The sequence below is a fragment of the Streptomyces griseocarneus genome, from assembly GCF_014655595.1.
GTDB lineage: Bacteria > Actinomycetota > Actinomycetes > Streptomycetales > Streptomycetaceae > Streptomyces > Streptomyces griseocarneus.
In genome coordinates this window covers 289,229-314,406 of sequence record NZ_BNBL01000007.1, presented here as the reverse complement: position 1 = coordinate 314,406, position 25,178 = coordinate 289,229, and the positions used below count along the sequence as shown (strand labels likewise).

22 protein-coding genes are annotated in these 25,178 nt (G+C 71.6%); 3 read left to right on the top strand and 19 right to left on the bottom strand.

All coding sequences use genetic code 11. From position 1 onward, the window contains the following. Window positions 1–7: 7 nt before the first annotated feature. The 9 genes from IE295_RS20115 to rpsD form a co-directional block, all read right to left on the bottom strand. Window positions 8–553, bottom strand: coding sequence for a shikimate kinase (locus IE295_RS20115; RefSeq protein ID WP_190065076.1), 546 nt, complete (start codon window positions 551–553; stop codon window positions 8–10). Beyond that, a complete protein-coding gene (aroC, locus tag IE295_RS20110; RefSeq protein ID WP_190065075.1) occupies window positions 550–1,734 on the bottom strand; it encodes a chorismate synthase in 1,185 nt (394 codons plus the stop codon). Before aroC ends, IE295_RS20115 begins: the two co-directional genes overlap by 4 nt. A 119-nt stretch (window positions 1,735–1,853) precedes the next feature. Next, window positions 1,854–2,687: a shikimate dehydrogenase gene (locus tag IE295_RS20105; protein ID WP_190065074.1), complete on the bottom strand. Its 834-nt coding sequence runs from the start codon at window positions 2,685–2,687 to the stop codon at window positions 1,854–1,856. Beyond that, window positions 2,684–4,537, bottom strand: coding sequence for an endolytic transglycosylase MltG (gene mltG / locus IE295_RS20100; RefSeq protein ID WP_190065073.1), 1,854 nt, complete (start codon window positions 4,535–4,537; stop codon window positions 2,684–2,686). The genes IE295_RS20105 and mltG overlap by 4 nt, the downstream gene beginning before the upstream one ends. Window positions 4,538–4,661: 124 nt before the next feature. After that, complete coding sequence (gene ruvX, locus IE295_RS20095; RefSeq protein ID WP_190065161.1) at window positions 4,662–5,135, bottom strand: Holliday junction resolvase RuvX; 474 nt, start codon at window positions 5,133–5,135, stop codon at window positions 4,662–4,664. Then, complete coding sequence (alaS, locus tag IE295_RS20090) at window positions 5,132–7,801, bottom strand: alanine--tRNA ligase (RefSeq protein ID WP_190065072.1); 2,670 nt, start codon at window positions 7,799–7,801, stop codon at window positions 5,132–5,134. The genes ruvX and alaS overlap by 4 nt, the downstream gene beginning before the upstream one ends. Next, window positions 7,801–8,130, bottom strand: a complete 330-nt coding sequence (locus tag IE295_RS20085; protein ID WP_190065071.1) for a hypothetical protein — start codon at window positions 8,128–8,130, stop codon at window positions 7,801–7,803. Before IE295_RS20085 ends, alaS begins: the two co-directional genes overlap by 1 nt. Before the next feature lie 8 nt (window positions 8,131–8,138). After that, window positions 8,139–8,582, bottom strand: coding sequence for a DUF948 domain-containing protein (locus IE295_RS20080; protein ID WP_224323179.1), 444 nt, complete (start codon window positions 8,580–8,582; stop codon window positions 8,139–8,141). Between the two features lie 218 nt (window positions 8,583–8,800). Continuing rightward, a complete protein-coding gene (gene rpsD / locus IE295_RS20075; protein ID WP_086566727.1) occupies window positions 8,801–9,415 on the bottom strand; it encodes a 30S ribosomal protein S4 in 615 nt (204 codons plus the stop codon). Between the two features lie 200 nt (window positions 9,416–9,615). Between rpsD and IE295_RS20070 the strand changes: the two genes are divergently transcribed. After that, window positions 9,616–10,326, top strand: coding sequence for a DUF2470 domain-containing protein (locus IE295_RS20070; protein WP_190065070.1), 711 nt, complete (start codon window positions 9,616–9,618; stop codon window positions 10,324–10,326). On the opposite strand, the gene IE295_RS20065 is transcribed toward IE295_RS20070, so the two are convergent. The 4 genes from IE295_RS20065 to IE295_RS20050 form a co-directional block, all read right to left on the bottom strand. Next, window positions 10,323–11,699, bottom strand: a complete 1,377-nt coding sequence (locus IE295_RS20065; RefSeq protein ID WP_190065069.1) for a replication-associated recombination protein A — start codon at window positions 11,697–11,699, stop codon at window positions 10,323–10,325. The two genes, IE295_RS20070 and IE295_RS20065, sit on opposite strands and share 4 nt — an antisense overlap. Window positions 11,700–11,787: 88 nt before the next feature. Beyond that, window positions 11,788–12,447, bottom strand: coding sequence for a vitamin K epoxide reductase family protein (locus IE295_RS20060; protein WP_190065068.1), 660 nt, complete (start codon window positions 12,445–12,447; stop codon window positions 11,788–11,790). 59 nt (window positions 12,448–12,506) lie between these two features. Beyond that, entirely contained in the window at window positions 12,507–13,775 is a 1,269-nt protein-coding gene (hisS, locus tag IE295_RS20055) for a histidine--tRNA ligase (RefSeq protein ID WP_190065067.1), read from the bottom strand. An 11-nt stretch (window positions 13,776–13,786) separates the two neighbouring features. Beyond that, window positions 13,787–14,497: an MBL fold metallo-hydrolase gene (locus IE295_RS20050; protein ID WP_190065066.1), complete on the bottom strand. Its 711-nt coding sequence runs from the start codon at window positions 14,495–14,497 to the stop codon at window positions 13,787–13,789. Window positions 14,498–14,695: 198 nt separating this feature from the next. Here IE295_RS20050 and IE295_RS20045 point away from each other — a divergent pair, with 198 nt between their 5' ends. Both IE295_RS20045 and IE295_RS20040 read left to right on the top strand, forming a co-directional pair. After that, window positions 14,696–15,514 (top strand): peptidylprolyl isomerase, encoded by an 819-nt coding sequence (locus IE295_RS20045; RefSeq protein ID WP_190065065.1) that lies wholly within the window; start codon window positions 14,696–14,698, stop codon window positions 15,512–15,514. Between the two features lie 222 nt (window positions 15,515–15,736). Further along, window positions 15,737–16,966 carry a DUF349 domain-containing protein gene (locus IE295_RS20040; protein WP_190065064.1) on the top strand — a complete coding sequence of 410 codons (1,230 nt, stop codon included), beginning with the start codon at window positions 15,737–15,739 and terminating at the stop codon, window positions 16,964–16,966. A gap of 60 nt (window positions 16,967–17,026) precedes the next feature. Here the strand turns inward: IE295_RS20040 and IE295_RS20035 are convergent, their stop codons facing one another. The 6 genes from IE295_RS20035 to ruvB form a co-directional block, all read right to left on the bottom strand. Beyond that, the gene (locus tag IE295_RS20035) at window positions 17,027–19,576 is read right to left on the bottom strand and encodes a RelA/SpoT family protein (protein WP_190065063.1); all 2,550 of its coding nucleotides are present in this window, start codon (window positions 19,574–19,576) and stop codon (window positions 17,027–17,029) included. 186 nt (window positions 19,577–19,762) lie between these two features. Continuing rightward, window positions 19,763–20,329, bottom strand: a complete 567-nt coding sequence (locus tag IE295_RS20030; RefSeq protein ID WP_190065062.1) for an adenine phosphoribosyltransferase — start codon at window positions 20,327–20,329, stop codon at window positions 19,763–19,765. Next, window positions 20,326–21,456 carry a protein translocase subunit SecF gene (secF, locus tag IE295_RS20025; RefSeq protein WP_190065061.1) on the bottom strand — a complete coding sequence of 377 codons (1,131 nt, stop codon included), beginning with the start codon at window positions 21,454–21,456 and terminating at the stop codon, window positions 20,326–20,328. Before secF ends, IE295_RS20030 begins: the two co-directional genes overlap by 4 nt. A gap of 1 nt (window position 21,457) precedes the next feature. Next, window positions 21,458–23,278 carry a protein translocase subunit SecD gene (secD, locus tag IE295_RS20020; RefSeq protein ID WP_190065060.1) on the bottom strand — a complete coding sequence of 607 codons (1,821 nt, stop codon included), beginning with the start codon at window positions 23,276–23,278 and terminating at the stop codon, window positions 21,458–21,460. A 149-nt stretch (window positions 23,279–23,427) separates the two neighbouring features. Continuing rightward, window positions 23,428–23,925, bottom strand: a complete 498-nt coding sequence (gene yajC / locus IE295_RS20015) for a preprotein translocase subunit YajC (protein ID WP_190065059.1) — start codon at window positions 23,923–23,925, stop codon at window positions 23,428–23,430. 165 nt (window positions 23,926–24,090) lie between these two features. Then, window positions 24,091–25,173: a Holliday junction branch migration DNA helicase RuvB gene (gene ruvB, locus IE295_RS20010; protein ID WP_190065058.1), complete on the bottom strand. Its 1,083-nt coding sequence runs from the start codon at window positions 25,171–25,173 to the stop codon at window positions 24,091–24,093. Between the last annotated feature and the right edge of the window lie 5 nt (window positions 25,174–25,178).

Sequence of the window (25,178 nt, the reverse complement as noted above, 5' to 3'; positions counted from 1 at the left end):
GCGTTCCTCACTGCGTGGTGTCCGGTGTGTGGGCCCGGGGCAGGCTCAGCGCCTCCATCACGGCGTCGGCTACCTGGGCCGGGGTGCGGCCGCCGGTGCCGACGACGGCGCGGGCGACCTCGGTGTAGAGCGGGCGGCGCGCCTCCATCAGCTCGCGCCACCGCTTGCGGGGGTTGACGGCGAGCAGCGGGCGCGGGGCGTCCAGGCCCACCCGGCGGACGGCGTCGGCCAGGTCGACGTCGAGGAAGACCACCGGCAGGCCCGCCAGCAGGGCCCGGGTGTCCGGGTCCATGACGGCGCCGCCGCCGAGGGCGAGCACACCGGGGTGCTCGGCCACGGCGGCGGCCACGGCCCGCCGCTCCAGCGCGCGGAAGTGCGGCTCGCCCTCGTCGATGAAGATCTCCGGGATGGGCTTGCCGGCCACGCGCTCGATGTCGGCGTCGGTGTCGCGGTAGCCGGTGCCCAGCCGCTCGGCGAGCAGGGCCCCGACGGTGGACTTGCCCGCGCCGGGCGGCCCCACCAGGACGACCGCGGGCTTGGCGGGCGACGTCACTTGATGGCCAGGTTCTCGAGGTAGCTGTGGACGTTGCGGCGGGTCTCGGCGACGCTGTCGCCGCCGAACTTCTCCACCACGGCGTCGGCGAGCACCAGCGCCACCATCGCCTCCGCGACGATGCCGGCCGCGGGGACGGCGCAGACGTCGGAGCGCTGGTGGTGGGCCTGCGCGACCTCGCCGGTGGCGACGTCCACCGTCGCCAGCGCGCGGGGCACGGTCGCGATCGGCTTCATCGCGGCCCGTACGCGCAGCAGCTCACCGGTCGTCAGGCCGCCCTCGGTGCCGCCGGAGCGGCCGGAGGTGCGGCGGATGCCGTCCTCGGTGGCCACGATCTCGTCGTGCGCCTTGGAGCCGGGCACCCGGGCGAGGTCGAAGCCGTCGCCGACCTCGACGCCCTTGATGGCCTGAATGCCCATCAGGGCGGCGGCCAGGCGGGCGTCCAGGCGGCGGTCCCAGTGCACGTGGGAGCCCAGGCCGACCGGCACGCCGTACGCCAGCACCTCGACGACGCCGCCGAGGGTGTCGCCGTCCTTGTGGGCCTGGTCGATCTCGGCGACCATCGCCTTGCTGGCATCCGCGTCCAGGCAGCGCACCGGGTCGGCGTCGAGCCGCTCGACGTCGGAGGGCTTGGGGTACACGCCGTACGGGGCCTTGGCGGCGGCCAGCTCGACGACGTGCGAGACGATCTCGATGCCGGCCGTCTCCTTGACGAAGGAGCGGGCCACGGCGCCGAGGGCGACGCGGGCGGCGGTCTCCCGGGCGGAGGCGCGCTCGAGGACCGGGCGGGCCTCGTCGAAACCGTACTTCTGCATGCCCGCCAGGTCCGCGTGACCGGGACGGGGGCGGGTGAGCGGGGCGTTGCGGGCCAGCTCGGCCAGCTCGGCGGGGTCGACCGGGTCGGCCGCCATGACCTTCTCCCACTTGGGCCACTCGGTGTTGCCCACCATGACCGCGACCGGGGAGCCCATCGTCAGGCCGTGCCGCACGCCGCCGAGGAAGGTGACCTCGTCGCGCTCGAACTTCATGCGGGCACCGCGCCCATAGCCGAGGCGCCGCCTGGCCAAGTGGTCCGCCACCATCTCCGTGGTGATCGGCACGCCGGCGGGAAGACCCTCCAGCGTCGCCACGAGTGCGGGGCCGTGCGACTCCCCCGCGGTCAGCCAGCGCAACCTGCTCAACGGTGCTCCTCAGTAGCCATGGCCTTGCGAAATGCTCGCTCCGATCCTCCCACGCCGCGGGGGCCTGTCCGGCGGCCGGTCCAGGTTGTGGACCGGCCGGACCGAGGAGTGGGCAGCGGTCAGCGCGTGCGCGCGGCCAGGGCCGCCTCGCCCGCCGCGCGCATGGCGGCCAGCGGGGCGGGGGTGCGGCCGGTCATCCGCTCGACCTGGAGCACCGCCTGGTGGACCAGGAGGTCCAGGCCGCCCAGGACCGTGCCGCCGCGCCCCGACCAGGCGGCGGCCAGGGGGGTCGGCCACGGCTCGTACAGCACGTCGAAGAGCGTGCCGGGGTGGTCCGGGACCGCGCCGGCGAGGGCGTCCGTGGCACCGGCCGGGGTGGTGGCGATCACCAGGGGCGCGGTGAGCGCCTCGGCGGCCCGCGACCAGTCGGCGGTGCGGACGGACACGCCGAGCCGCTCACCCCACTGGAGCATTTCGGCGGCCCTCTCGGGGCTGCGCACGTACGCGGTGACCTCCCCGGTGCAGACGCGCGCCAGGGCGGCCAGGGCGGAGGAGGCGGTGGCCCCGGCGCCGAGGACGGCGGCGGATTCCGTCTTCTCCACGCCGCGCTCGCGCAGCGCGGCCTCGATGCCGGGGATGTCGGTGTTGTCGCCGAGGCGGCGGCCGTCCTCGGTCAGCACGACGGTGTTGACGGCCTCCACCGAGCGGGCGGTGGCACTGACCTCGTCCAGCAGCGGGATCACCGCGCGCTTGAGCGGCATGGTGAGGGAGAGACCGGCCCAGGTGGCGTCGAGGCCGTCGAGGAAGGCCGGCAGGGCCGCCTCGCCGACCTCGTGGCGGTCGTACGTCCACTCCGTCAGGCCCAGGTCCGCGTAGGCGGCCCGGTGCAGCACGGGCGAGAGGGAGTGGGCGATCGGCGAGCCGAGCACCGCGGCCCGGTGACGTACGGTCACTGTCCGGCCTTCTTCTTGTTCTCCTGCTCGTACCGCTGCCGGTTCTTGTTGTGCTCTTCGTTCGTCACGGCGAACAGCGTCTCGTTCTCGTTGATCGAGACGAAGTAGTACCAGGGACCGGGCGCGGGCTCGAGGGCCGACTTCAGGGCCTCCATGCCGGGGTTGCTGATCGGGCCGGGCGGCAGGCCCTTGATGTTGTACGTGTTGTACGGGTCCTTGAACTTGCGCAGGTCGCTGACCGCGCCGGTGTTCAGGGTGCTCTGGCTCTTGGCGTAGTTGACCGTGGAGTCGAAGTCGAGCAGCCCGTAGGTCTCCTTGTTGTCCGGCTTGAGCCGGTTGTAGACCACCCGGGAGATCTTGTCGAAGTCGTGCTTGTACTTGCCCTCGACCTGCACGAGGCTGGCGAGGGTGACGACCTGCAGCGGGGACTTCAGGCCCAGGGCCTGCGCCTTGCCGACGACGTCCTGCTCCTCGTAGTTCTTCTTCGCCCGGGCGACCATCTGCCGCAGGATGTCCTCGGGCTTGGTGCCCTTGCCCGCCGTGTACTGCGACGGGAAGAGGAAGCCCTCCAGCGGGTCCTTGACGTTGGCGTCGGCCGTGGCCCAGTCGGGCAGCCCGAGGTTCTTGGCCTGGCTCTTGGCGGCGCCCTTGGTGGTGCCGGGGCTGACGCCGAGCTTCTTGTCGATCGCGGCGTAGACGTCGGCTGCCCGGATGCCCTCGCGGAGGGTGAGGAAGTTGCCGGCGTCGGTCATCATCGCGACGGCCGCCGCGCCCGACATCTCCTTGCGCAGGGTGTACGTGCCCGGCTGGATGGACTTCTTGGCCGCGGCCTCGGTGAACGCGCCGACGCTCTTGACGACGCCGGCCTTCTCCAGGATCTGCCCCATCTGGGTCAGGGACGAGCCCTTGGGGATCTCGACCTGCACCTGGCCGGAGCCCTCGCCCTCGTAGTCGGGCGCGGAGCCGAAGTGGGTCTGCCAGTAGTCGTAGGCGAGGTAACCGCCGCCGCCCACGCCACCGACGAGCACGACGGCGACCAGCAGGCAGGCGGTGCCGCTGCGGCGCTTGGGCTTCTTCTCCTTGCCCTTGCCCTTGCCGCGGCCGCCCCGGCCGCGGCGGGACTCCTCGCGCGGCTCGGGGTCGTCGTCCTCGTCCTCGTCCCGGGCGGGGGCGGGCGGCAGCGGGTCGTCGAAGAGGGAGATCTTCTCCTCGACCGCCTCCGCCGACGTCTCCGCCTGCACCTGGGCCTGCTGGATGGGGTGCTGCCCGGTCTGCTGCTGCACGGGGTGCTGCCCGGTGTGCTCCTGGACCGGATGCTGCCCCGTGTGCTGCTGCACGGGGTGCTGCCCCGTGTGCTGCTGGACCGGATGCTGCCCCGTGTGCTGCTGGACGGGGTGCTGCCCCGTGTGCTGCTGGACGGGGTGCTGGCCCGTGTGCTGCTGGATGGGGTGCTGCCCGGTCTGCTGCTGGATCGGGTGCTGTCCCGTGTGCTGCTGCACGGGGTGCTGACCCGTGTGCTGGTCCCCGGAGTACGGGGCCTGCTGCTGGTGCGGGTAGGCGGTGTTGCCCGTGTCGTACTCGTAGTAGCCCGGCTGGCCGCCGCCCCCGTACGTCCCGCCGTGCCCGGCGTACGGGTCGCCGGGGCCCGCGGCGGGGTACGGACCGGGGCCCCCCGCGTTCTGCGAGGGGTCCCAGCCGTACTGCTGCTGACCGGGATGGGGCTGGTCGTAGGAGGGCTGAGACTGCGGCTGGTGCTGCGCGTACTGCTGCCCGCCGTATCCCTGGTCCCCGTACAGAGGGTCCTCGGGATGCCACGGTTGGGAGCCGGAACCCCGGCCGTACTCAGTCATCTATCCCCTAGAGCCGCACAGCGGCAGCCAGTGCGCCAGGTGAAGCGCGAAAGTCCGACGTCTGGTCCTGCCCGGCAGACATTCGAACAGCTGCCATGTCGCGCGGAACGTTACCGTATTGCGATCAGATGACCACTTCGACGGCCTCGCCCGGCGGGCGCCCGGAGACCTTCTCGATCTCCAGGGCGTTCTGCAGGATGACCACGGCGGCCGCCTGGTCGACCACGGAACGGCCCTTCTTGGAGCTGACCCCGGAGGCGCGCAGGCCCTGCGCGGCCGTGACGGTCGTCATGCGCTCGTCGACGAGCCGCACCGGCACCGGCGCGATCCGCCGGGCCATCTCCCGGGCGAACGTCCGCACCTTGGCCGCGGCCGGCCCCTCTCCCCCCTTGAGGGAGCGGGGCAGGCCCACGACGACCTCGACCGGCTCGTACTCCGCGACGATCGCCGCGAGCCGCTTGTGGGCCTGCGGGATGTCACGTCCGGGAACGGTCTCCACCGGGGTGGCGAGGATCCCGTCGGGGTCGCACGACGCGACCCCGATCCGGGCGTCCCCGACGTCCACGGCAATACGCCTGCCTCGTCGCACGGTGCTCAGGCCGCCTCGGCCACGAGGCGCTCGACGGCGGCCATGGCCTCGTCGAGGGCATCGGCGTTCTGCCCGCCGCCCTGGGCGACGTCCGGCTTGCCGCCGCCACCGCCGCCGAGGGTCTTGGCGGCGGTGCGGACCAGGTCACCGGCCTTGAGCCCGCGCTCACGGGCGGCCTCGTTGGTGGCGATGACGGTCAGCGGACGGCCGTTCACCACGGTGAACAGGGCGACCACGGCGGCACGGCCGCCCTGGATGCGCCCGCGGACGTCCAGGACGAGCTTGCGCAGGTCGTCGGCGCCGGTGCCGTCCGGCACCCGGCCGATGGCCAGGGCGATGCCGTGGACGTCCCTGGCGCCCTCGGCGAGGCCGGCCGCGGCCTGCAGCACCTTCTCGGCGCGGTAGCGCTCGATCTCCTTCTCGGCGTCCTTGAGCTTGGCGAGCATCCCGGAGATCTTCTCCGGGAGCTCCTCCGGACGGCCCTTGACCAGCTCGGTGAGCTGGGCGACGACCGTGTGCTCCTTGGCCAGGAAGTTGTAGGCGTCGGCGCCGACGAGGGCCTCGACGCGGCGCACGCCGGAGCCGATCGAGGACTCGCCGAGCAGCTTCACCAGACCCAGCTGGGCGGTGTTGGCGACGTGCGTGCCGCCGCACAGCTCCTTGGAGAAGTCGCCGATGGTCACGACGCGCACGCGCTCGCCGTACTTCTCGCCGAACTCGGCGATGGCGCCGGCCTTCTTGGCCTCCTCCAGGCTCATGACCTCGGCCTGGACCTCGAGCTCGTGGGAGAGGACCTCGTTGATCCGCTGCTCGACGTCGGTGAGGACCGAGCCCGGCACGGCGGCCGGCGAGCCGAAGTCGAAGCGGAAGCGGCCGGGCGAGTTCTCCGAGCCGGCCTGGGCGGCCGTCGGGCCCAGGGCGTCGCGCAGCGCCTGGTGGGTGAGGTGGGTGGCGCTGTGGGCGCGGGCGATGGCCCGGCGGCGCCGGACGTCGATCGTGGCGAAGGCGGAGGCGCCCACGGTCACCTCGCCGACCTGCACGACGCCCTTGTGGACGTGCACGCCGGGGACCGGCTTCTGCACGTCGCGGACCTCGATGACGGCACCGGTGTCGAGCTTGATCCGGCCCTGGTCGGCGAGCTGGCCGCCGCCCTCGGCGTAGAACGGGGTGCGGTCGAGGACGACCTCGACCTCGTCGCCCTCGGAGGCGGCCGGCGACGGCACGCCGTCGACGAGCAGGCCGACGACCGTCGACTCGCCCTCGGTGAGGGTGTAGCCGGTGAAGTCGGTGGCGCCGGAGGTGTCGGCGACCTCGCGGTAGGCGGACAGGTCGGCGTGGCCGGTCTTCTTGGCCTTGGCGTCGGCCTTGGCGCGCTCGCGCTGCTCCTTCATCAGACGGCGGAAGCCGTCCTCGTCCACGGACAGCCCCTGCTCGGCGGCCATCTCGAGGGTGAGGTCGATGGGGAAGCCCCAGGTGTCGTGGAGCAGGAACGCCTTGTCGCCGGCGAGGACCGTGCCGCCGGCGGCCTTGGTCTCGGTGACGGCGGTGTCGAGGATGTTGGTGCCGCCCTTGAGGGCCTTGAGGAAGGCGGCCTCCTCGGCGAGGGCCACGGTCTCGATGCGCTGACGGTCCGTCAGCAGCTCGGGGTACTGCTGACCCATCGTGCGGATGACGACGTCGAGCAGCTCGGCGACGACCGGGCCGGTGGCGCCCAGCAGGCGCATGTTGCGGATGGCACGGCGCATGATGCGGCGCAGGACGTAGCCGCGGCCCTCGTTGCCGGGGGTGACGCCGTCGCCGATGAGCATGGTGGACGTGCGCATGTGGTCGGCGACCACGCGCAGCGCGACGTCGCTGTTCTGGGCGGCGCCGTAGCGGACGCCGGTCAGCTCGGTGGCCTTGTCGATCACGACGCGCAGGGTGTCGGTCTCGTACATGTTCTGCACGCCCTGCAGGATCATCGCCAGGCGCTCGAGGCCGAGACCGGTGTCGATGTTCTGGCTGGGCAGGTCGCCGAGGATCGGGAAGTCTTCCTTGCCCTCGCCGGCGCCGCGCTCGTACTGCATGAAGACCAGGTTCCAGATCTCCACGTAGCGCTCGTCGTTGACGGCCGGGCCGCCCTCGATGCCGAACTCGGGGCCGCGGTCGTAGTTGATCTCGGAGCACGGTCCGCAGGGGCCGGGGACGCCCATGGACCAGTAGTTCTCCTTCTTGCCCAGGCGCTGGATGCGCTGGGCGGGCACGCCGATCACGTCGCGCCAGATGCGCTCGGCCTCGTCGTCGTCGAGGTAGACGGTGATCCAGAGCTTCTCCGGCTCCAGGCCGTAGCCGCCGTCCGCCACGGGAGTCGTCAGCAACTCCCAGGCGTACTTGATGGCGCCTTCCTTGAAGTAGTCGCCGAAGGAGAAGTTGCCGCACATCTGGAAGAACGTGCCGTGGCGGGTGGTCTTGCCGACCTCCTCGATGTCCGGGGTGCGGACGCACTTCTGCACGCTGGTGGCGCGCGGGAAGGGCGGCTTGACCTCGCCGAGGAAGTAGGGCTTGAAGGGGACCATGCCCGCGGGGACCAGCAGCAGCGTCGGGTCGTCCGCGATGAGCGACGCCGACGGCACGACGGTGTGCCCACGCTCCTCGAAGAAGCGCAGCCAGCGCCTGCGGATTTCAGCCGACTCCATCAGTGGTCCTCTTTCCGGGTGAACGGGTGGTGGGTGTGGTGCTGTTCGAGAGCGACCAGGCGGCGCTGCTCGGGCAGGGCGCGGGGCTCGGGCCCGGGCGGCGCGGCACTGAGGCCGAGCGCGTCCTTGAGCGCCTCTTCCCGGTGCGCCATGCCGTCGCGGACGTCCAGCGCGAAGAGCTTGACCTTGCGGCCGGCGATGACCGCGCGGTCGGCCGCCTGCAGGGCCAGGCTCTCCGGGGTGAGCTTGGCGAGCTTCCGGTTGACCTTGGTGGTGGCCCAGACACCGGCTGCTACACCGGTGGTGAACCAGAACGTGCGGCGGAACATTTCTGGGGTCAGCCCTTCCCACGGATGCGGCGGCCGCCGAGCCGGGCGGACGGCAGGTCCTTGCCGACGGTCCGGCCCGTGAAGACGGTGCTCTCGCGCACCGGCTCCGCCTTGCGGCCCAGCGCGCGCCGCACGCCGTAGCCGAACGCGGCGACCTTGACGAGGGGCCCGCCGAAGGCGGAGGAGACGGTCGAGGAGAGCGCGGAGGCGTTCGCCGTGACTTCCTGGACGTCGGCGGTGATCGAGTCGACGCGGGCGAGCTGGGTGTTCGCGGAGCGGACGGTCGCGGAGGCGTCGGCCAGCAGCGGCACGGCCTGCTCGGAGACCTCGGCGACCAGCTTGGTGGCCGCCTTCAGGGTCTGCGCGAGCCGTACCAGCACCAGGGCGATGAAGGACACCAGGATCGCCCAGAAGACGGCCACGAGGATCCCGGCCACCTCTCCACCGGACACGCTGCACCGCTCCCTAGCTGTAGTTTCGCTTGAACGTCGGGTATCGACCTTATCGCGCCGGGCCTGTCCGCCCGTACCGCATTACCGGTCCGTACGGGCCCGGATGCACGGCACGGATGTACGGACGCGCGGGCCCGGAAACGCGCGAGCCCGCCGGCTCGCCGGCCACGGGGGCAGGCGAGACGGCGGGCTGTGCGCAGGAGAGTGCGACGTCCGGCTTAGCGGGCGTAGTACTCGACGACCAGCTGCTCGTCGCAGATGACCGGGATCTCCTTGCGGTTCGGCTCGCGGTCCAGGCGGAAGGCCAGCGCACCCAGGTTGACCTGGAGGTAGCGCGGGGTCTCGCCCTCGGCGGCGAAGCCACCGGCGCGGGCCGTCTCGAAGAGGGCCTTGGCGCGGCTGCGCTCGCGGACCATCACGACGTCGTTCGGGCGAACGCGGAAGGACGGCTTGTCGACCTTGCCACCGTTGACCTCGATGTGGCCGTGGACGACCATCTGGCGGGCCTGGTAGATGGTGCGGGCGATGCCCGAACGCAGGACCAGGGCGTCGAGGCGACGCTCGAGCTCGACGACCAGCGCCTCGCCCGTCTTGCCCTCGGCCTTCTTGGCGCGGTCGTAGGCGCGGGCCATCTGGCGCTCGCTGATGTCGTACTGGGCGCGCAGACGCTGCTTCTCGAGCAGACGGACCTTGTAGTCCGAGTTCTGCTTGCGGCCACGGCCGTGCTCGCCCGGCGGGTAGGGGCGGGCCTCGAAGTACTTGACGGCCTTCGGCGTCAGCGCGATGCCGAGCGCACGGGACTTCTTGACCTTGGGACGCGACTGGTTAGGCACGTTCTCCAGACCTCCGTTGTAAGTTAGGTTAGGCTTACCTTACTCAAGGAGATCGCATGTCTCGCCCGGGGAACACCAGTCACATCACGGACAGCACGAAAGGATCCCGAAAGGGATCCGACGCTCTCGAGGGCGTCGACGTGACGGAGGTCCGATCAGATCGTGGTCAGCCGCGTCCCAGCGGACTTGAAATCGCACGGATGCCGTCAGCAGCCGAGCGCACACGAACTCTCGTACAGAGTACATGCTCCGCCGTACTGCTGATTCCGGGGGCTCCCACCGCCTTCCCCGACCATCTCATCCCCGAGGTGCGCACGGTCGGCCCGGACGGGGAGGTCTTCCTCGTCATGCCCGCCGATTCCCCGGCCGTACGGGCCGCCACCCACGCCCAGGACGACGAGCTGGCGGCGGTGCTCGAGCTCACCGATGTGGCGCCCGTCTCCGTCCCCCACCGCATCCGTGGCCGCGCCCGGCTGTCGGGCTGGCTCACCTGCGTCCCCGGGATCGCCGAACCGGGACGGATGCTGCTGCGCCTGGAGCTGGGCGAGGTGGGCGTCGACGACCTGTGGGGCGCGGAGGACGTGGAGCCGGAGGAGTTCGCCCGGGCCGCCGCCGACCCCCTCGTCGCCCACGAGGCGGAGCTGCTGCAGCACCTGCATTCCGGCCACGGCGACCAGGTGCGCGGCCTCGCCTCGCTGCTGGGCGGCCGCGAGGAGGGCCCGGAGGCCTTCGAGCGGGCGGTGCCGCTGGCGCTCGACCGCTTCGGCCTGCGCGTGCGCTTCACCCGGCGCCTGGGCGGCGGCACGGCCGCGGACCGCTCCTTCGACGCCCGGTTCGAGTTCCCCCGCCCGGTACGGGACATCGTGGGCCTGCGCGCGGAGATGCACCGGCTCTTCGAGGCGGCGGACTAGCCGCCCGCGGTGTCCTTGCCCGGCTGCTCGCCGCGCAGCCTCTCCCGCACCCGCTCCACCACGTCCGCGTAGCGCGCCTCGGCGCCGTAGCGGGTCGGTTCGTAGTACCGCTTGCCGTGGACGGAGTCCGGGGCGTACTGCTGCGCGGCGATGCCGCCGGGGACGTCGTGGGGATAGACGTAGCCCTGGCCGTGGCCCAGCTTCTGGGCGCCCTTGTAGTGGCTGTCGCGCAGGTGGGCGGGGACGGGCCCGGCCAGGCCCGCGCGCACGTCCGCCAGCGCCGCGTCGATGGCCAGGTAGGCGGCGTTCGACTTCGGCGCCAGGGCGAGCGCCACGGCCACCTGGCTCAGCGTGATCCGGGCCTCCGGGAAGCCGATCAGCGCCACCGCCTGCGCCCCGGCCACCGCCGTCTGCAGGGCCGTGGGATCCGCCAGCCCGATGTCCTCGCTCGCCGAGATCATCAGCCGGCGGGCGATGAAGCGCGGGTCCTCCCCCGCCTCGATCATCCGGGCCAGGTAGTGCAGCGTCGCGTCCACGTCCGAGCCGCGGATGGACTTGATGAGCGCGCTGGCGACGTCGTAGTGCTGGTCGCCGTCGCGGTCGTACTTCACCGCCGCCCGGTCGACCGCGCCCTCCAGCGTCTCCAGGGTGATCTCGGCCTCGCCCTTGGCGATGGCGGAGCCCGCCCCCGCCTCCAGCGCCGTCAGCGCGCGCCGCGCGTCGCCTCCCGCGATGCGCAGCAGGTGCGCCTCGGCGTCCTCGTGGAGGGTCACCGCGCCGCCGAGGCCGCGCTCGTCGGTGAGGGCGCGGTGGATCAGGCCGCGCAGGTCGTCGTCGGTCAGGGCCTGCAGGGTCAGCAGCAGGGACCGCGAGAGCAGCGGCGAGATGATCGAGAAGTAGGGGTTCTCGGTGGTGGCCGCGACCAGGGTGACCCAGCGGTTCTCCACGGCGGGCAGCAGGGAGTCCTGCTGGGCCTTGCTGAAGCGGTGGATCTCGTCCAGGAAGAGGACGGTCTCCTTTCCGTATCCACCGGAGGCGCGGCGGGCGCCGTCGATGACGGCCCGCACCTCCTTGACCCCGGCGGTGATGGCGGACAGCTCCACGAAGCGCTTGTTGGTGGCCTGGCTGACCACGTAGGCCAGCGTGGTCTTGCCGATGCCGGGCGGGCCCCACAGGATCACCGAGGAGGGCCCGGCGGGGCCGCCGCTTCCCTCCCCCACCAGGCGGCGCAGCGGGCTGCCCAACTTGAGCAGATGCGCCTGCCCCACCACCTCGTCGAGGGTGCGGGGGCGCATGCGGACGGCCAGCGGACTGGCCGCCGGGTCCTTCTCCTGGCGGTCCTCTGCGGCCGCGGTGAACAGGTCGGGCTCCACGCTCGAAACCCTATGCCACTCCACTGACAACGCCGCCGGACCCGAAGGTCCGGCGGCGTTGATCAAGCCGGGCAGGCGGTGCGGGCGGTCAGGCCGTGCCGCCGGTCCAGAACCACCACCACTTGGTGAGGATCAGCATGCCGATGACGCCGATCCACAGCACCGGCACCACCCAGTGGAACTCCAGCAGGCCCCGCTTGAGACCCTCGGGCGCGGGGATGAAGCCGTGGCGGAGGTTCTGCACGGTCACGTACCAGAACATGACGATCGTGGCGACCCAGGCCAGGCAGCACCACAGGCACAGCGAGCCGATCACGTACAGCGACTGGTACTGCAGCCAGGTCACGAAGCCGACGCCGAAGAGGCAGCCGGCCTCCATGCCCAGCCAGTACCAGCGGCGGTAGCGGGCACCGGCGAGCAGGCCCATGCCGACCGCGATGATCACACCGTAGGCGACCAGGCCCAGCATCGGGTTGGGGAACCCGAAGGCCTTGGCCTGGGCGCTCTCCATGATGTTGCCGCAGGAGACGATGGGGTTGAGGCTGCACCCGGGGGTGAACGTCTTCCCGTCGACCTTGGCCTCGAGGATCTTGAACTTGTCGATCGTGATGACCCACGAGGCCAGCAGCCCCGCGGCACCGGTGATCACCAGCAGCCAGGCGAACGCACGGCTGCCGCCCACCGCACCCCGGGCGGGCCCGTCCCGCTCCACGCCATCCGTGTCGCGTTCGAGTGCCGAAGTCGTCATAGCGCTGTCGATCCCATCACTAGGCCGTAGTCGCCCATTCTGCACCAGTAGCCTGTGAATCAGCCTTGGGCCGAAAGGACTTCACTCACCACGGTGTCGAGCGGAACGGCCTTCTGTTCGCCGCTCTCCAGGTCCTTGAGCTGCACCACGCCCTCGGCCAGGTCCCGCTCGCCCGCCACGAGGGCGAAACGCGCGCCGGAACGGTTGGCCGACTTCATGGCGTTCTTCAGGCCCTTTCCGCCGAAGGCGAAGTCCGTCGCGACGCCCGCCCGGCGCAGCTCGGTCACCAGGCCGAACAGCACGCGGCGGGCCTCGTCGCCGAGCGGCACGGCGAAGACCTGGGTGGCGGCGGGCAGTTCGAGCTCGACGCCCTCCGCCTCCAGCGCCAGTACCGTGCGGTCCACGCCGAGCGCCCAGCCGACGGACGGCAGCGCGGGGCCGCCGATCATCTCGGACAGGCCGTCGTAGCGGCCGCCGCCGCCGACCGCGGACTGCGAGCCGAGGCCGTCGTGGACGAACTCGAAGGTGGTGCGGGTGTAGTAGTCCAGGCCGCGCACGAGCTTCTCGTCGTCCTCGAAGGCGACACCGGCGGCGGTCAGCAGCTCGCGCACCTGCTCGTGGTACTCCTTGCACCCCTCGCACAGGTGGTCGCGGAGCATGGGGGCGCCGACGAGCTGCTTCTGGACGTCCGCGCGCTTGTCGTCGAGGACCCGCAGGGGGTTGATCTCGACGCGCCGGCGGGTGTCGTCGTCCAGGTCCAGGCCGCGCAGGAAGTCCTGCAGGGCGGCCCGGTAGGCGGGGCGGCACTCCTTGTCGCCCAGCGAGTTCAGCAGCAGGCGGAAGTTCTTCAGGCCCAGCGACTTGTAGGCGTCGACGGCCAGGATGATCAGCTCGGCGTCCAGCACCGGGTCCTCGGCGCCGATGGCCTCGGCACCGACCTGCGAGAAGTGGCGGTAGCGGCCCTTCTGCGGGCGCTCGTAGCGGTAGTACGAGCCGGAGTACCAGAGCTTGACGGGGAGGTTGCCGGCCTTGTGGAGGTTGGCCTCCAGGGCGGCGCGCAGCACGGAGGCGGTGCCCTCGGGGCGCAGGGCGAGGCGCTCGCTGCCCTCGCTGCGCTGGGTGAGGGTGTACATCTCCTTGGTCACGATGTCGGTGGACTCGCCGACGCCGCGGGAGAACAGCTCGACCTGCTCGAAGCCGGGGGTCTCGACGTAGCCGTAGCCGGCCCGCTTGAGCGGCGCGGAGATGGCCTCGCGGACGGCCAGGTAGACCGCCGAGACCGGCGGGATCAGGTCGTAGGTGCCCCGGGGGGCCTTGAAGGTGCTCACGGAAACTCTCGTCACATTCCTCGTCGCGGAGCCGGGTTCCCGGCTCCAAGGCCGGCGGCCACTTCCCGCAGGTACGGGTTGGTGGCGCGCTCGTGGCCGATGGTCGTCTGGTGGCCGTGGCCGGACAGCACCACGGTGGAGTCCTCCAGGGGCAGGCACACCCGTGCCAGCGACTGGAGCATCTCGGCGTGGTCACCGCCGGGCAGGTCGGTGCGTCCGATGGAGCCGGCGAACAACAGGTCGCCCGAGAAGAACACCGACGGGATCTCGGAGGTCTCGGGCATCCGGAAGGTCACCGACCCCTTGGTATGGCCGGGCGCGTGCGCGACGGTGAACTCGAGCCCCGCGAGGTCGAGCGTGCTGCCGTCGGTCAGCTCCTTGACGTCGTCCGGTTCGCCGATGGTCAGCTCGCCCATGAGCTGCTGCCCGATGGAGCGGCCGAGGGCCTTCTCCGGGTCGCTCATCATGTAGCGGTCGGCGGGGTGGATCCAGGCCGGGACGTCATGGGCGCCGCACACGGGGACGACCGAGGCGACGTGGTCGAGGTGGCCGTGGGTGAGGACGACGGCGACGGGCTTGAGCCGATGCTTCTTCAGTGCTTCCTCGACGCCCTGGGCCGCCTGGTGGCCCGGGTCGATGATCACGCACTCCTCGCCTGCGGCAGGGGCGACCAGGTAGCAGTTGGTCCCCCAGGCCCCGGCGGGGAACCCGGCAATGAGCACGTTCGTCCTTAACTGTCGGTCGGTCTTCGGTCGGTCGACGGCCGGGGCGGTGGCCCCGTCCGGAGTCCCCGGCGGAGACACCCGACCCGATCAGAGCCTACCGGCGGCACTCCCGCCGCCGCGAACCCGTATACGGTACGGGCACACTCGCGATTCGCGGCTCAGGACATGCACGAAACGGCACGAGGAGAGGACCCGGTGGTCAGTAACGAGCAGCGGCGGCGACAGCTGGCCCGCGAGAAGTTCGAACGGCAGCAGCAGCGTCGCGAGGCGGCGCGGCGCAAGGCCCAGCGCCGCAACGCGGTGATCGCCGCCGGCCTCGCCGTGGTCCTGGCCGCCGGCGCGACGGCGTACGCCACGGGCGCGCTGTCGGGCGACGACGGCAAGAAGGACAAGGCCGACGCCGCCGACGCGCTGCCGACCCCGAAGAAGGGTCCGGACCCCTGCGCCAAGCCGGCCCCCGGCTCCCCCGCCTCCAAGACGTGGAAGGCGGAGCCGGAGATGAGCGTCGACAAGTCGGCGTCGTACGCGATGAACCTGACGACCACCTGTGGTGCGATCGACGTCAAGCTGGACGCCGCGAACGCCCCGCACACGGTCAACTCCTTCGAGTTCCTGGCGAAGGAAGGGTTCCTCGACCACACCAAGTGCCACCGCCTGACCACCGGCGGGATCTACGTCCTGCAGTGCGGCGACCCCAAGGGCACCGGCCAGGGCGGCCCCGGCTACACGCTCCCGGACGAGAACCTCAAGGACTCCCGGCTCAAGGGGAACGTCTACCCCGCCGGCACCATCGCGATGGCCAACACCGGCCAGCCGCACACCGGCGGCAGCCAGTTCTTCCTCGTCTACCAGGACAGCCAGCTGCCCCCGCAGTACACCCCGTTCGGCACCATCGGCGCCGACGGCATGAAGACGCTGAAGAAGATCGCCGACGCGGGCGAGCAGACCGGAGCCGGCGACGGCGCCCCGAACGCGACCGTGGTGATCGACAAGGCGACCGTGGCGAAGTCCTGACGCGATCCTGACGCCCCCGCGGCGAAATTTCGGTCGCGCGGGATACGGACAGCCGGGCCGCCGTTCGCCTATGTTGGCGTTGTGTAGGGTGCCTGATCCGGCGGCTGTACGCACCCGGATGATCAAGCTGCCGGACCGGTCGGGGCGCGGCCCTGTCCGGATCAACTGTGGACGATGCACGCGGGCCGTACACCGGCCCCGGCATCATGTGGAGGAGGCGCTGTGAGCAGCGACCCGTGGGGCCGCGTCGATGAGACGGGGACCGTGTACGTGCGTACCGCCGACGGCGAGCAGGTCGTCGGATCGTGGCAAGCGGGGTCTCCGGAGGAGGCTCTGGCTTACTTCGAGCGCAAGTACGAGGGCTTGGTCGTCGAGATCGGCCTCCTCGAGCGCCGGGTGAGGACCACCGACCTGTCGGCCAAGGACGCGACGGTCGCGATCGACCACCTGCGGACCCAGGTCGACGAGCACCACGCGGTGGGCGACCTCGACGCGCTGCGGACCCGGCTCGACAAGCTGGTGTCCGACGTCGAGTCGCGCCGCGAGGAGCGCAAGGCGGCCAAGGCCAAGCAGTCCGAGGAGGCCCGTACGGCCAAGGAGGCGCTGGTCGCCGAGGCCGAGGAGCTGGCGGCCAGCGAGCAGTGGCGCTCGGCGGGCGAGCGGCTGCGCGCCCTGGTCGACACCTGGAAGGGCCTGCCCCGGCTGGACCGCAAGACCGACGACGAGCTGTGGCACCGCTTCTCGCACGCCCGCTCGGCGTTCTCCAAGCGGCGCAAGGCGCACTTCGCCTCGCTGGACGCGCAGCGCGAGGACGCCCGCAAGGTCAAGGAGAAGCTGGTCGCCGAGGCCGAGGCGCTCTCCGGGTCGGCGGACTGGGGCCCCACGGCCGCGCGCTACCGCGACCTGATGTCGGAGTGGAAGGCCGCCGGGCGCGCGCAGCGCGAGGCGGAGGACGAGCTGTGGGCCCGCTTCCGCGGCGCGCAGGACGTCTTCTTCCAGGCGCGCAGCGAGGTGTTCGCCGAGCGCGACGCCGAGCAGCAGGGCAACCTCACGCTCAAGGAGGAGCTGGTCGTCGAGGCCGAGAAGCTGCTCCCGGTGACGGACCTGAAGTCGGCGCGGGCGGCGTTCCGTTCGATCAACGAGCGCTGGGAGGCCATCGGCCACGTGCCGCGCGACGCCCGGCCGAAGATCGAGGGCCGGATGCACGCGGTCGAGCGCGCCATCCAGGAGGCCGAGGAGGCCGAGTGGCGGCGCACGAACCCCGAGGCGCGGGCGCGTGCGGCCGGTCTGACCGGGCAGCTGCAGTCGGCGGTCGACAAGCTGCAGGAGCAGGTCGACAAGGCGCGTGCGGCCGGCAATGACGCCAAGGCCGACAAGCTCGCCAAGGAGCTCGAGGGCCGCAAGGCACTGCTGGACCAGGCCCTGAAGGGCCTGGAGGAGTTCGGCGGCTGACGCCGCAAGGCATGACGTAAGGGGCTCCGGCTATTGCCGGAGCCCTTACGTATGCGCGGGCTACGGCCGGCGGGCCGACGTCACGCGGTAGACGTCGTAGACGCCCTCCACGCCCCGCACCGCCTTGAGCACGTGCCCGAGGTGCTTGGGGTCGCCCATCTCGAAGGTGAAGCGCGAGGTGGCCACCCGGTCGCGGGAGGTCTGCACGGCGGCGGAGAGGATGTTGACGTGCTGGTCGGACAGCACGCGGGTGACGTCCGACAGCAGCCGGGAGCGGTCCAGCGCCTCCACCTGGATGGCGACGAGGAAGACCGAGGACTGGGTGGGCGCCCACTCGACGTCGATGATCCGCTCGGGCTGCTGCGAGAGCGAGTCGACGTTCACGCAGTCGGCGCGGTGGACCGAGATGCCGTTGCCCCGGGTGACGAAGCCGATGATCGGGTCGCCGGGGACGGGCGTGCAGCAGCGGGCCAGCTTGACCCAGACGTCGTCGACGCCCTTGACGACCACGCCCGGGTCGGCGCTGGAGCGCCGCTTGGAGCGGCCGCGGATCGGCGCCGCCTCTTCCTCGATGTCCTCGGTGGCCGCGTCCTCGCCGCCCAGGGCCTGGACGAGCTTCTGCACCACGCCCTGGGCCGCGACGTGGCCCTCGCCGATGGCGGCGTAGAGGGAGGAGATGTCGGGATAGCGCATCTCGTGGGCGAGGGTGACCAGCGAGTCGCCGGTGAGGATGCGCTGGATCGGCAGGTTCTGCTTGCGCATGGCCCGCGCGATGGCGTCCTTGCCCTGCTCGATGGCCTCGTCGCGGCGCTCCTTGGAGAACCAGGCACGGATCTTGTTGCGGGCGCGGGGGGACTTGACGAAGCCCAGCCAGTCCCGGGAGGGGGCGGCGCCGGGCGCCTTGGAGGTGAAGACCTCGACCAGGTCGCCGTTGTCGAGGGTCGACTCCAGCGGCACCAGCCGCCCGTTGACCCTCGCCCCTATGGTGCGGTGGCCGACCTCGGTGTGGACGGCGTAGGCGAAGTCGACGGGGGTGGCGCCGGCCGGGAGGGCTATGACGTCGCCCTTGGGCGTGAAGACGAAGACCTCGTTGCGCGAGAGGTCGAAGCGCAGGGACTCCAGGAACTCGCCCGGGTCCTCGGTCTCCTTCTGCCAGTCGAGCAGCTGCCGCAGCCAGGCCATGTCATTGACGGTGTCCTGGTTCTTGCCGGCGTTCTTCGGCACGTCCGTGCGGATCTTGGAGGCGCCGGCGACGGCCTCCTGCTTGTACTTCCAGTGCGCGGCGATGCCGTACTCGGCGCGGCGGTGCATGTCGAAGGTGCGGATCTGCAGCTCGACGGGCTTGCCGCTGGGCCCTATGACCGTCGTGTGCAACGACTGGTACATGTTGAACTTGGGCATCGCGATGTAGTCCTTGAACCGCCCCGGGACCGGGTTCCACCGGGCGTGGACGGTGCCGAGCGCCGCGTAGCAGTCGCGGACGGTGTCGACGAGGACGCGGATGCCCACCAGGTCGTAGATCTCGGCGAAGTCGCGGCCCCGCACGATCATCTTCTGGTAGACGCTGTAGTAGTGCTTCGGGCGGCCGGTGACGGTCGCCTTGATGCGGGCGGCGCGCAGGTCGGCCTGGACCTCGTCGGTGACGATGGCCAGGTACTCGTCGCGCTTGGGGGCGCGCTCGGCGACGAGACGGACGATCTCGTCGTACATCTTGGGGTAGAGGATCGCGAAGGCGAGGTCCTCGAGCTCCCACTTGATGGTGTTCATGCCCAGCCGGTGCGCCAGCGGGGCGTAGATCTCGAGGGTCTCGCGGGCCTTCTTCTCCTGCTTCTCCCGCTTGAGGTAGCGCATGGTGCGCATGTTGTGCAGGCGGTCGGCGAGCTTGATGACCAGGACGCGCGGGTCCTTGGCCATGGCGACGACCATCTTGCGCACGGTCTCGGCCTGCGCGGCCTCGCCGAACTGCACGCGGTCGAGCTTGGTGACGCCGTCCACGAGGAGGGCGACCTGGTCACCGAAGTCCCGGCGCAGGTCCTCCAGGCCGTACTCGGTGTCCTCGACGGTGTCGTGCAGCAGGCCGGCCATCAGGGTGGCGGGGTCCATGCCCAGCTCGGCGAGGATCGTGGTGACGGCGAGGGGGTGGGTGATGTACGGGTCGCCGCTCTTGCGCTTCTGGCCGCGGTGCCAGCGCTCGGCGACCTGGTAGGCGCGCTCGATCTGGCGGAGCGTGGTGGTGTCGGCCTTCGGGTCGTTCCCGCGCACGATGCGCAGCAGCGGCTCGAGCACCGGGTTGTACGGGCTGGAGCGCTGTACGCCCAGACGGGCGAGGCGGGCGCGGACCCGGCTGGAGGAGCCGGTGCGGGAGACGGCGCCCTGGGGCGCGGCCGCGCGGGCCGGGGCGGCCGGGGCGGGGCCCTGCGGGGCGGTCTTGTGGGGCGGTTCGGCCGCCTTGCGCGCGTCGGTCGCGGGCGCGGGACCGCTCGTGCCCCCGGCGGGGCCGGCGGGCGTGCCCTTGCCCGCCGCGGCCTCGGGAGACGTCTTGTCTTCTTGGGCGGCTGGGGATCCCCCCGGACGGAGTCTGGGAGAGAGCGGCTGAACCTCGTCTGGCAAGAGCACTCCTCATGCGTTCCGGCCCCCCGATCAGGTCCGGACTGCCATGGTATCGATCCCGGCCGCCGGACCGCCGTGCGGCTGCTGACGCAACAAGGGACGTCAGGGATAACGCGAGGCGGGCACCGGGAGCTTCCCGGTGCCCGCCTCGGGGCGTTTCGCGCGCCGTGCGGCGCGCCGTCGCGGTCAGACGGTGATCAGCGCCTCCAGCGGCGCCCCGCCGAGCTCGCCGGCCAGGCGCTCGCGGCCCGGCAGGAAGCCGAGCTCCATCAGCACGGCGACGCCCGCCACCTCGGCGCCCGCCCGGCGGATCAGCTTGAGCGAGGCCTCGGCGGTGCCGCCGGTGGCCAGGACGTCGTCGATGACGAGGACCCGGTCGCCGGGGACGAGCGCGTCGGCGTGCAGCTCGATCTCGGCGGTGCCGTACTCCAGCTCGTAGGCCTGGGCGAGCGTGGCGCCGGGCAGCTTGCCGGCCTTGCGCACGGGCACGAAGCCGAGCCCGGCGCGCACGGCGACGGGGGCGGCGAGGATGAAGCCGCGCGCCTCCAGGCCGATGACCTTGGTGGCGTCGTGGCGCCGGCACAGCTCGGCGAAGGCGTCCGTCAGCGCGGCGAACGCGGTGGCGTCGGCGAGCAGCGGGGTGATGTCCTTGAACGTCACGCCCGGCTTGGGGTAGTCCGGGACGTCGTGGATCCGGCTGAGCAGCAGCTCCCGCAGGTCCTGGTCGGCGCCGGAGGCGCGGGTGGCGCTCATCGGCGCTTCCCCGAGGGACGGCCGCCGCGGCCGCGGCTGCGGCCGGCACCCTGGCCGCGCTGGCCGACGACGCCCGCCGCCGCGTCCTGCACGTCCTCGTCCTCGTCCTCGCCCGCCGCGTCGGCGGATCCGGCCGCGTCCCCCGACCCGTCCTTGGCCGCGTCGGCGGCGCGCCGGGCGCGCACGCGCTTGGCCAGGGCCTTCATCTGCGGGTCGCGCTCCTTGAGGTCGGCGACCAGCGGGGTGGCGATGAAGATCGAGGAGTAGGCGCCGGCCGCGAGGCCGACGAACAGGGCGAGCGAGATGTCGTTGAGCATGCCCGCGCCGAGGAAGCCGCCGCCGATGAACAGCAGGCCGGCGACCGGCAGCAGCGCCACGACGGTGGTGTTGATCGAGCGGACCAGCGTGCCGTTGAGGCTGCGGTTGGCGATCTCGCTGTAGGTGAAGCGGGTCTGCTTGGTGATGTCCTTGGCGCTCTCCTTGAGACCGTCGAAGACGACGACGGTGTCGTAGAGGGAGTAACCGAGGATGGTCAGCAGACCGATCACGGTGCCCGGGGTGACCTCGAAGCCCACCAGCGCGTAGACGCCGACGGTGATGGTGAGGTCGTGGATCAGCGCGATCAGGGCGGCCACGGCCATCCGCCATTCGAAGGCGATGGCCAGGTAGATCACCACGAGGATCATGAAGACCGCCAGGCCGGTCCAGGCCTTGTTGGCGATCTGGTCGCCCCAGCTCGGGCCGACGATGTCGGTGTTGATCTTGTCGACCGGGACGGCGAGCTTCTTGGCCAGCGCCTCCTGGGTCTTGCGCGACTGCTCGGTGGTGAGCTCGCTGACCTGGACCCGGAGGGTCTTGTTGCCCAACTTCTGGACGACGGCGGGGTGGCCGGAGGCGTCCTCGGCCGTCTGCTGGGCCTGGGTGGCCGAGACCGAGGTCGGGGGCGAGTTGAAGACCGCGCCGCCGGAGAACTCGATGCCCATGTTCAGGCCGCGCACCGCCAGGCCGACGATGGCCGTGATGGTGATGAGGATCGAGATGCCGTACCAGATCTTCCGCTTGCCGACGAAGTCGTAGCCGACCTCACCGCGGTAGAGCCTGGCACCGAGGTTGCCGAGTCGCGACATCTCACGCCTCCTTCGGGTCGACGGGGGCGGAACGGCGGCGGGAGGCCCGCAGCGGCGGCCTGACGCCCAGCCGGGCGGGGTCCAGGCCGGACCAGGGGTGGCCGCTGGCGAAGAACTTCCGGCGGGCCAGGACCGTCATCAGCGGCTTGGTGAAGAGGAAGACCACGACGACGTCGAGGAGCGTGGTCAGGCCGAGGGTGAACGCGAAGCCCTGCACCTTGCCGACGGTGACGATGAAGAGCACCGCGGCGGCGAGGAAGGACACGAAGTCGGACACCAGGATGGTGCGGCGGGCGCGCGGCCAGCCGCGCTCCACGGCCGGGCGCAGCGTGCGGCCCTCGCGGATCTCGTCGCGGATGCGCTCGAAGTACACGATGAAGGAGTCGGCGGTGATGCCGATCGCCACGATGGCACCGCAGACGGCCGGCAGGTTCAGCGCGAAGCCGATGGCCGGGCCGAGGAGCACCATGATCGTGTAGGTGAGGATCGCGGAGACCGCGAGGCTGGCGAGGGCGACGAGCGCGAGACCGCGGTAGTACGCCACCAGGTAGACGATGACCAGGGCGAGGCCGATGGCACCGGCGATCAGGCCGGCGCGCAGCTGCTCGCCGCCGAGCGCGGCGGTCACGGTGGTCTCGGTGACCACGTCGAACGACAGCGGCAGGGCGCCGTAGGACAGCACGTTGGCCAGTTCCGAGGCGCTCTGCTGGGTGAAGCCGCCGGAGATCTCCGCCTGGCCGCCGCCGATCGAGCTGGTCACGGACGGGTCGGAGACGACCTCGCCGTCCAGGACGATCGCGAACTGGTTCTGCGGGGACTGCTTGGTGGCCAGCTGGCCGGTGACCTGGGCGAACTTCTTGGCGCCGGTGGAGTCGAACTTGAGCTGGACGAGCCAGCCCTTGCCCTGCTGGGTGTCGAAGACGGCGCTGGCGTCGCTGACGTTGGTGCCCTCGACGGCCACCGGGCCCAGGATCTCCTTGACCTGGCCGTCCTTGCGGCACGCGACGATCATGTCGGTCGGCGCGGCGCCGGCGGCGGCCTCGTTGGCCTTGGCGCGACCCTCCTTGGTGGAGCAGTCCAGGGCGTCGAGCTTCTTCTGCAGCGCGGCCGCGTCGCCCGGCGCCGGGGTGGGCGTCGGCGCCTTCTTCTCGTCCTTCTTCCCGTCCGCCTTGGCGGACGCGGAGGCGGACGCACCCGGGGTGGCGTCGTCCTTGTCGGCCTTCAGGGCGTCGGTGACCGGCCGGCCCTGGGGGCTGGCGCTGGCGGTCGGGGACGGCGAGCCGGAGGGCTTGGTCGTGGCCCCGGTGCTCTTGTCGCCCTTGTTCTTCTCGCCGGTCTTCTCGTCCTGCTTGGCCTTGTCGCCCTTGTCCTTGTCGCCCGTCGCGCCGGGCGCGGGCTCAGGGGTCTTGACACCGGCAGTGGCGGTCAGAACGGGCCGGAAGCCGAGCTGGGCGGTGGTGCCGACCTGCTGACGGGCCTGCTTCGCGTCCGTCCCCTTGGGGATGTTCACGATGATGTGGTTGTCGCCCTGCGTCTGGACCTCGGACTCGGTGACACCGAGACCGTTGACACGCCGCTCGATGATGCCGACGGCCGTGTTCATGTTGGTCGCGTTGATCGCGTTGGGCCTGCCGGGCTGGTTCTTGGCCTCGAGCGTGAAGCTCGTGCCGCCCGCGAGGTCGATGCCCAACCGTGGCGTGGTGTGCCCGGAGGCGAACATCCCCCCGGTGAGCGCCACCATGGCGATCAGGATCAGGGCCAGGACACGGCCCGGCCTCCCCTGGCCGCCCGGGGACCTGCGGCCCTTCTTCGGTGCTGCCACCTTGTCGTTTCTCCCTGTCCAACCGCCGGGCGTCGGGTGTTCGCCGGACGGCCACGATGTGTTGTGGGGACCTGCCCCCCGCCGGAGCCTAGACCGTAACGGAACCGCGGCGCACCGCTCAGTGGGTGCTCCGCGGTTCCGGAAAGGGGCTACTTCGCGTCGGTGTCGCCGTCCCGCTTGGCGTCCTTGGTCTCCGCCTCGGCCGGGTCGTCGGCCTTCTTCGGCTCCTCGGCCTTCTTCGCCTCGTCGCCGGCGGCCGCGCCCTTGCCCAGGTCGATCTTCTGCTCGGCCGGGGGCTCACCGGTCTCGACGGCCTCGGTCAGCGCGGAGGCGTCGTCCGGGACCACCGGGGTCTCCTCCGGCTCCAGGCCGTGGACGATGCGGTTGTACTCCGCGTCCTCCAGCACGGCGCCGATGGCGTTCTTGGCAAAGATCGCGTGCACGCTCGGGGCGACCTCGAGGAGAACGGTGTCCTCGTGGATCTCCTTGACGGTGGCGTACATGCCGCCGATCGTCCGGACACCGGTACCCGGCTGCATCTGGTCGCGCATCTGCATCGCCTGGCGCTGCTTGTTCTTCGCCGACCGGGTCATCAGGAACATGGCCCCGATAAGCACGATGAACGGCAGGAGAGTCACGATATTCACGGGACGGGGTTTCCTTCACACGACCGCTTGGGGACGCGGCCTGGTCTACGGGGGTGGTATGCCGCACCGGTACGGACGGCATCGGCGGAGTCTAAGCGAGCCCGCACCTATGGAACAACGCCCAGCATGGCACCGCGGTTCCTGAGCGGACCAGCCCCCACACCGTCACCGATCGAAGAGTCCCTGCTGGCCGGGGCCCGTGGGGCCCTGCCCGGGGGGCGTCAGCCCGAGGTGGGCCCAGGCCGCCGGCGTTGCCACCCGGCCCCTGGGCGTACGCGCCAGCAGTCCCTCCCGCACCAGGAAGGGCTCCGCCACCTCCTCGACGGTCTCGCGCTCCTCGCCCACGGCCACGGCCAGGGTGGACAGCCCCACCGGGCCGCCGCCGAAGAGCTTGAGCAGCGCGCCGAGCACGGCACGGTCCAGCCGGTCCAGGCCCCGGGCGTCGACCTCGTACACCTGCAGGGCCTGGGCGGCGATCTCCTGCGTCACCACCCCGTCGGCCTTGACCTGGGCGTAGTCGCGGACGCGGCGCAGCAGGCGGTTGGCGATGCGGGGCGTGCCCCGGGAGCGGCCGGCGATCTCGGCGGCGCCCGCCTCCTCTATCTCCACGTCCAGCAGCCGGGCCGAGCGGTGGATGACGCGCTGCAGCTCGACGGGGGCGTAGAACTCCATGTGGCCGGTGAAGCCGAAGCGGTCGCGCAGCGGGGGCGGCAGCAGCCCGGCCCGGGTGGTCGCGCCGACCAGGGTGAACGGCGGGAGCTCGAGGGGGATGGCGGTGGCGCCGGGGCCCTTGCCGACGATGACGTCGACCCGGAAGTCCTCCATCGCCATGTAGAGCATCTCCTCGGCGGGGCGGGACATGCGGTGGATCTCGTCGAGGAAGAGCACCTCGCCCTCGGTGAGGGAGGACAGGATCGCGGCCAGGTCGCCGGCGTGCTGGATGGCGGGGCCCGAGGTGATGCGGATGGGGGCGCCCATCTCGGCCGCGATGATCATCGAGAGGGTGGTCTTGCCGAGTCCGGGGGCCCCGGACAGCAGGACGTGGTCGGCGGTCGCGCCCCGGGCGCGGGCGGCCTTCAGCACGAGGTCCAGCTGCTCGCGGACCCGCTCCTGGCCGACGAACTCGCCCAGGTCCTTGGGCCGCAGTGCGGCCTCGACGGCCCGGTCGTCGCCGTCGGCGGCGGCCTTGACCAGGCGGTCGCCGTCACCAGTGGTGGTGACGGGTGCGGACTCGTCGTCCCAGTTCACGGTGG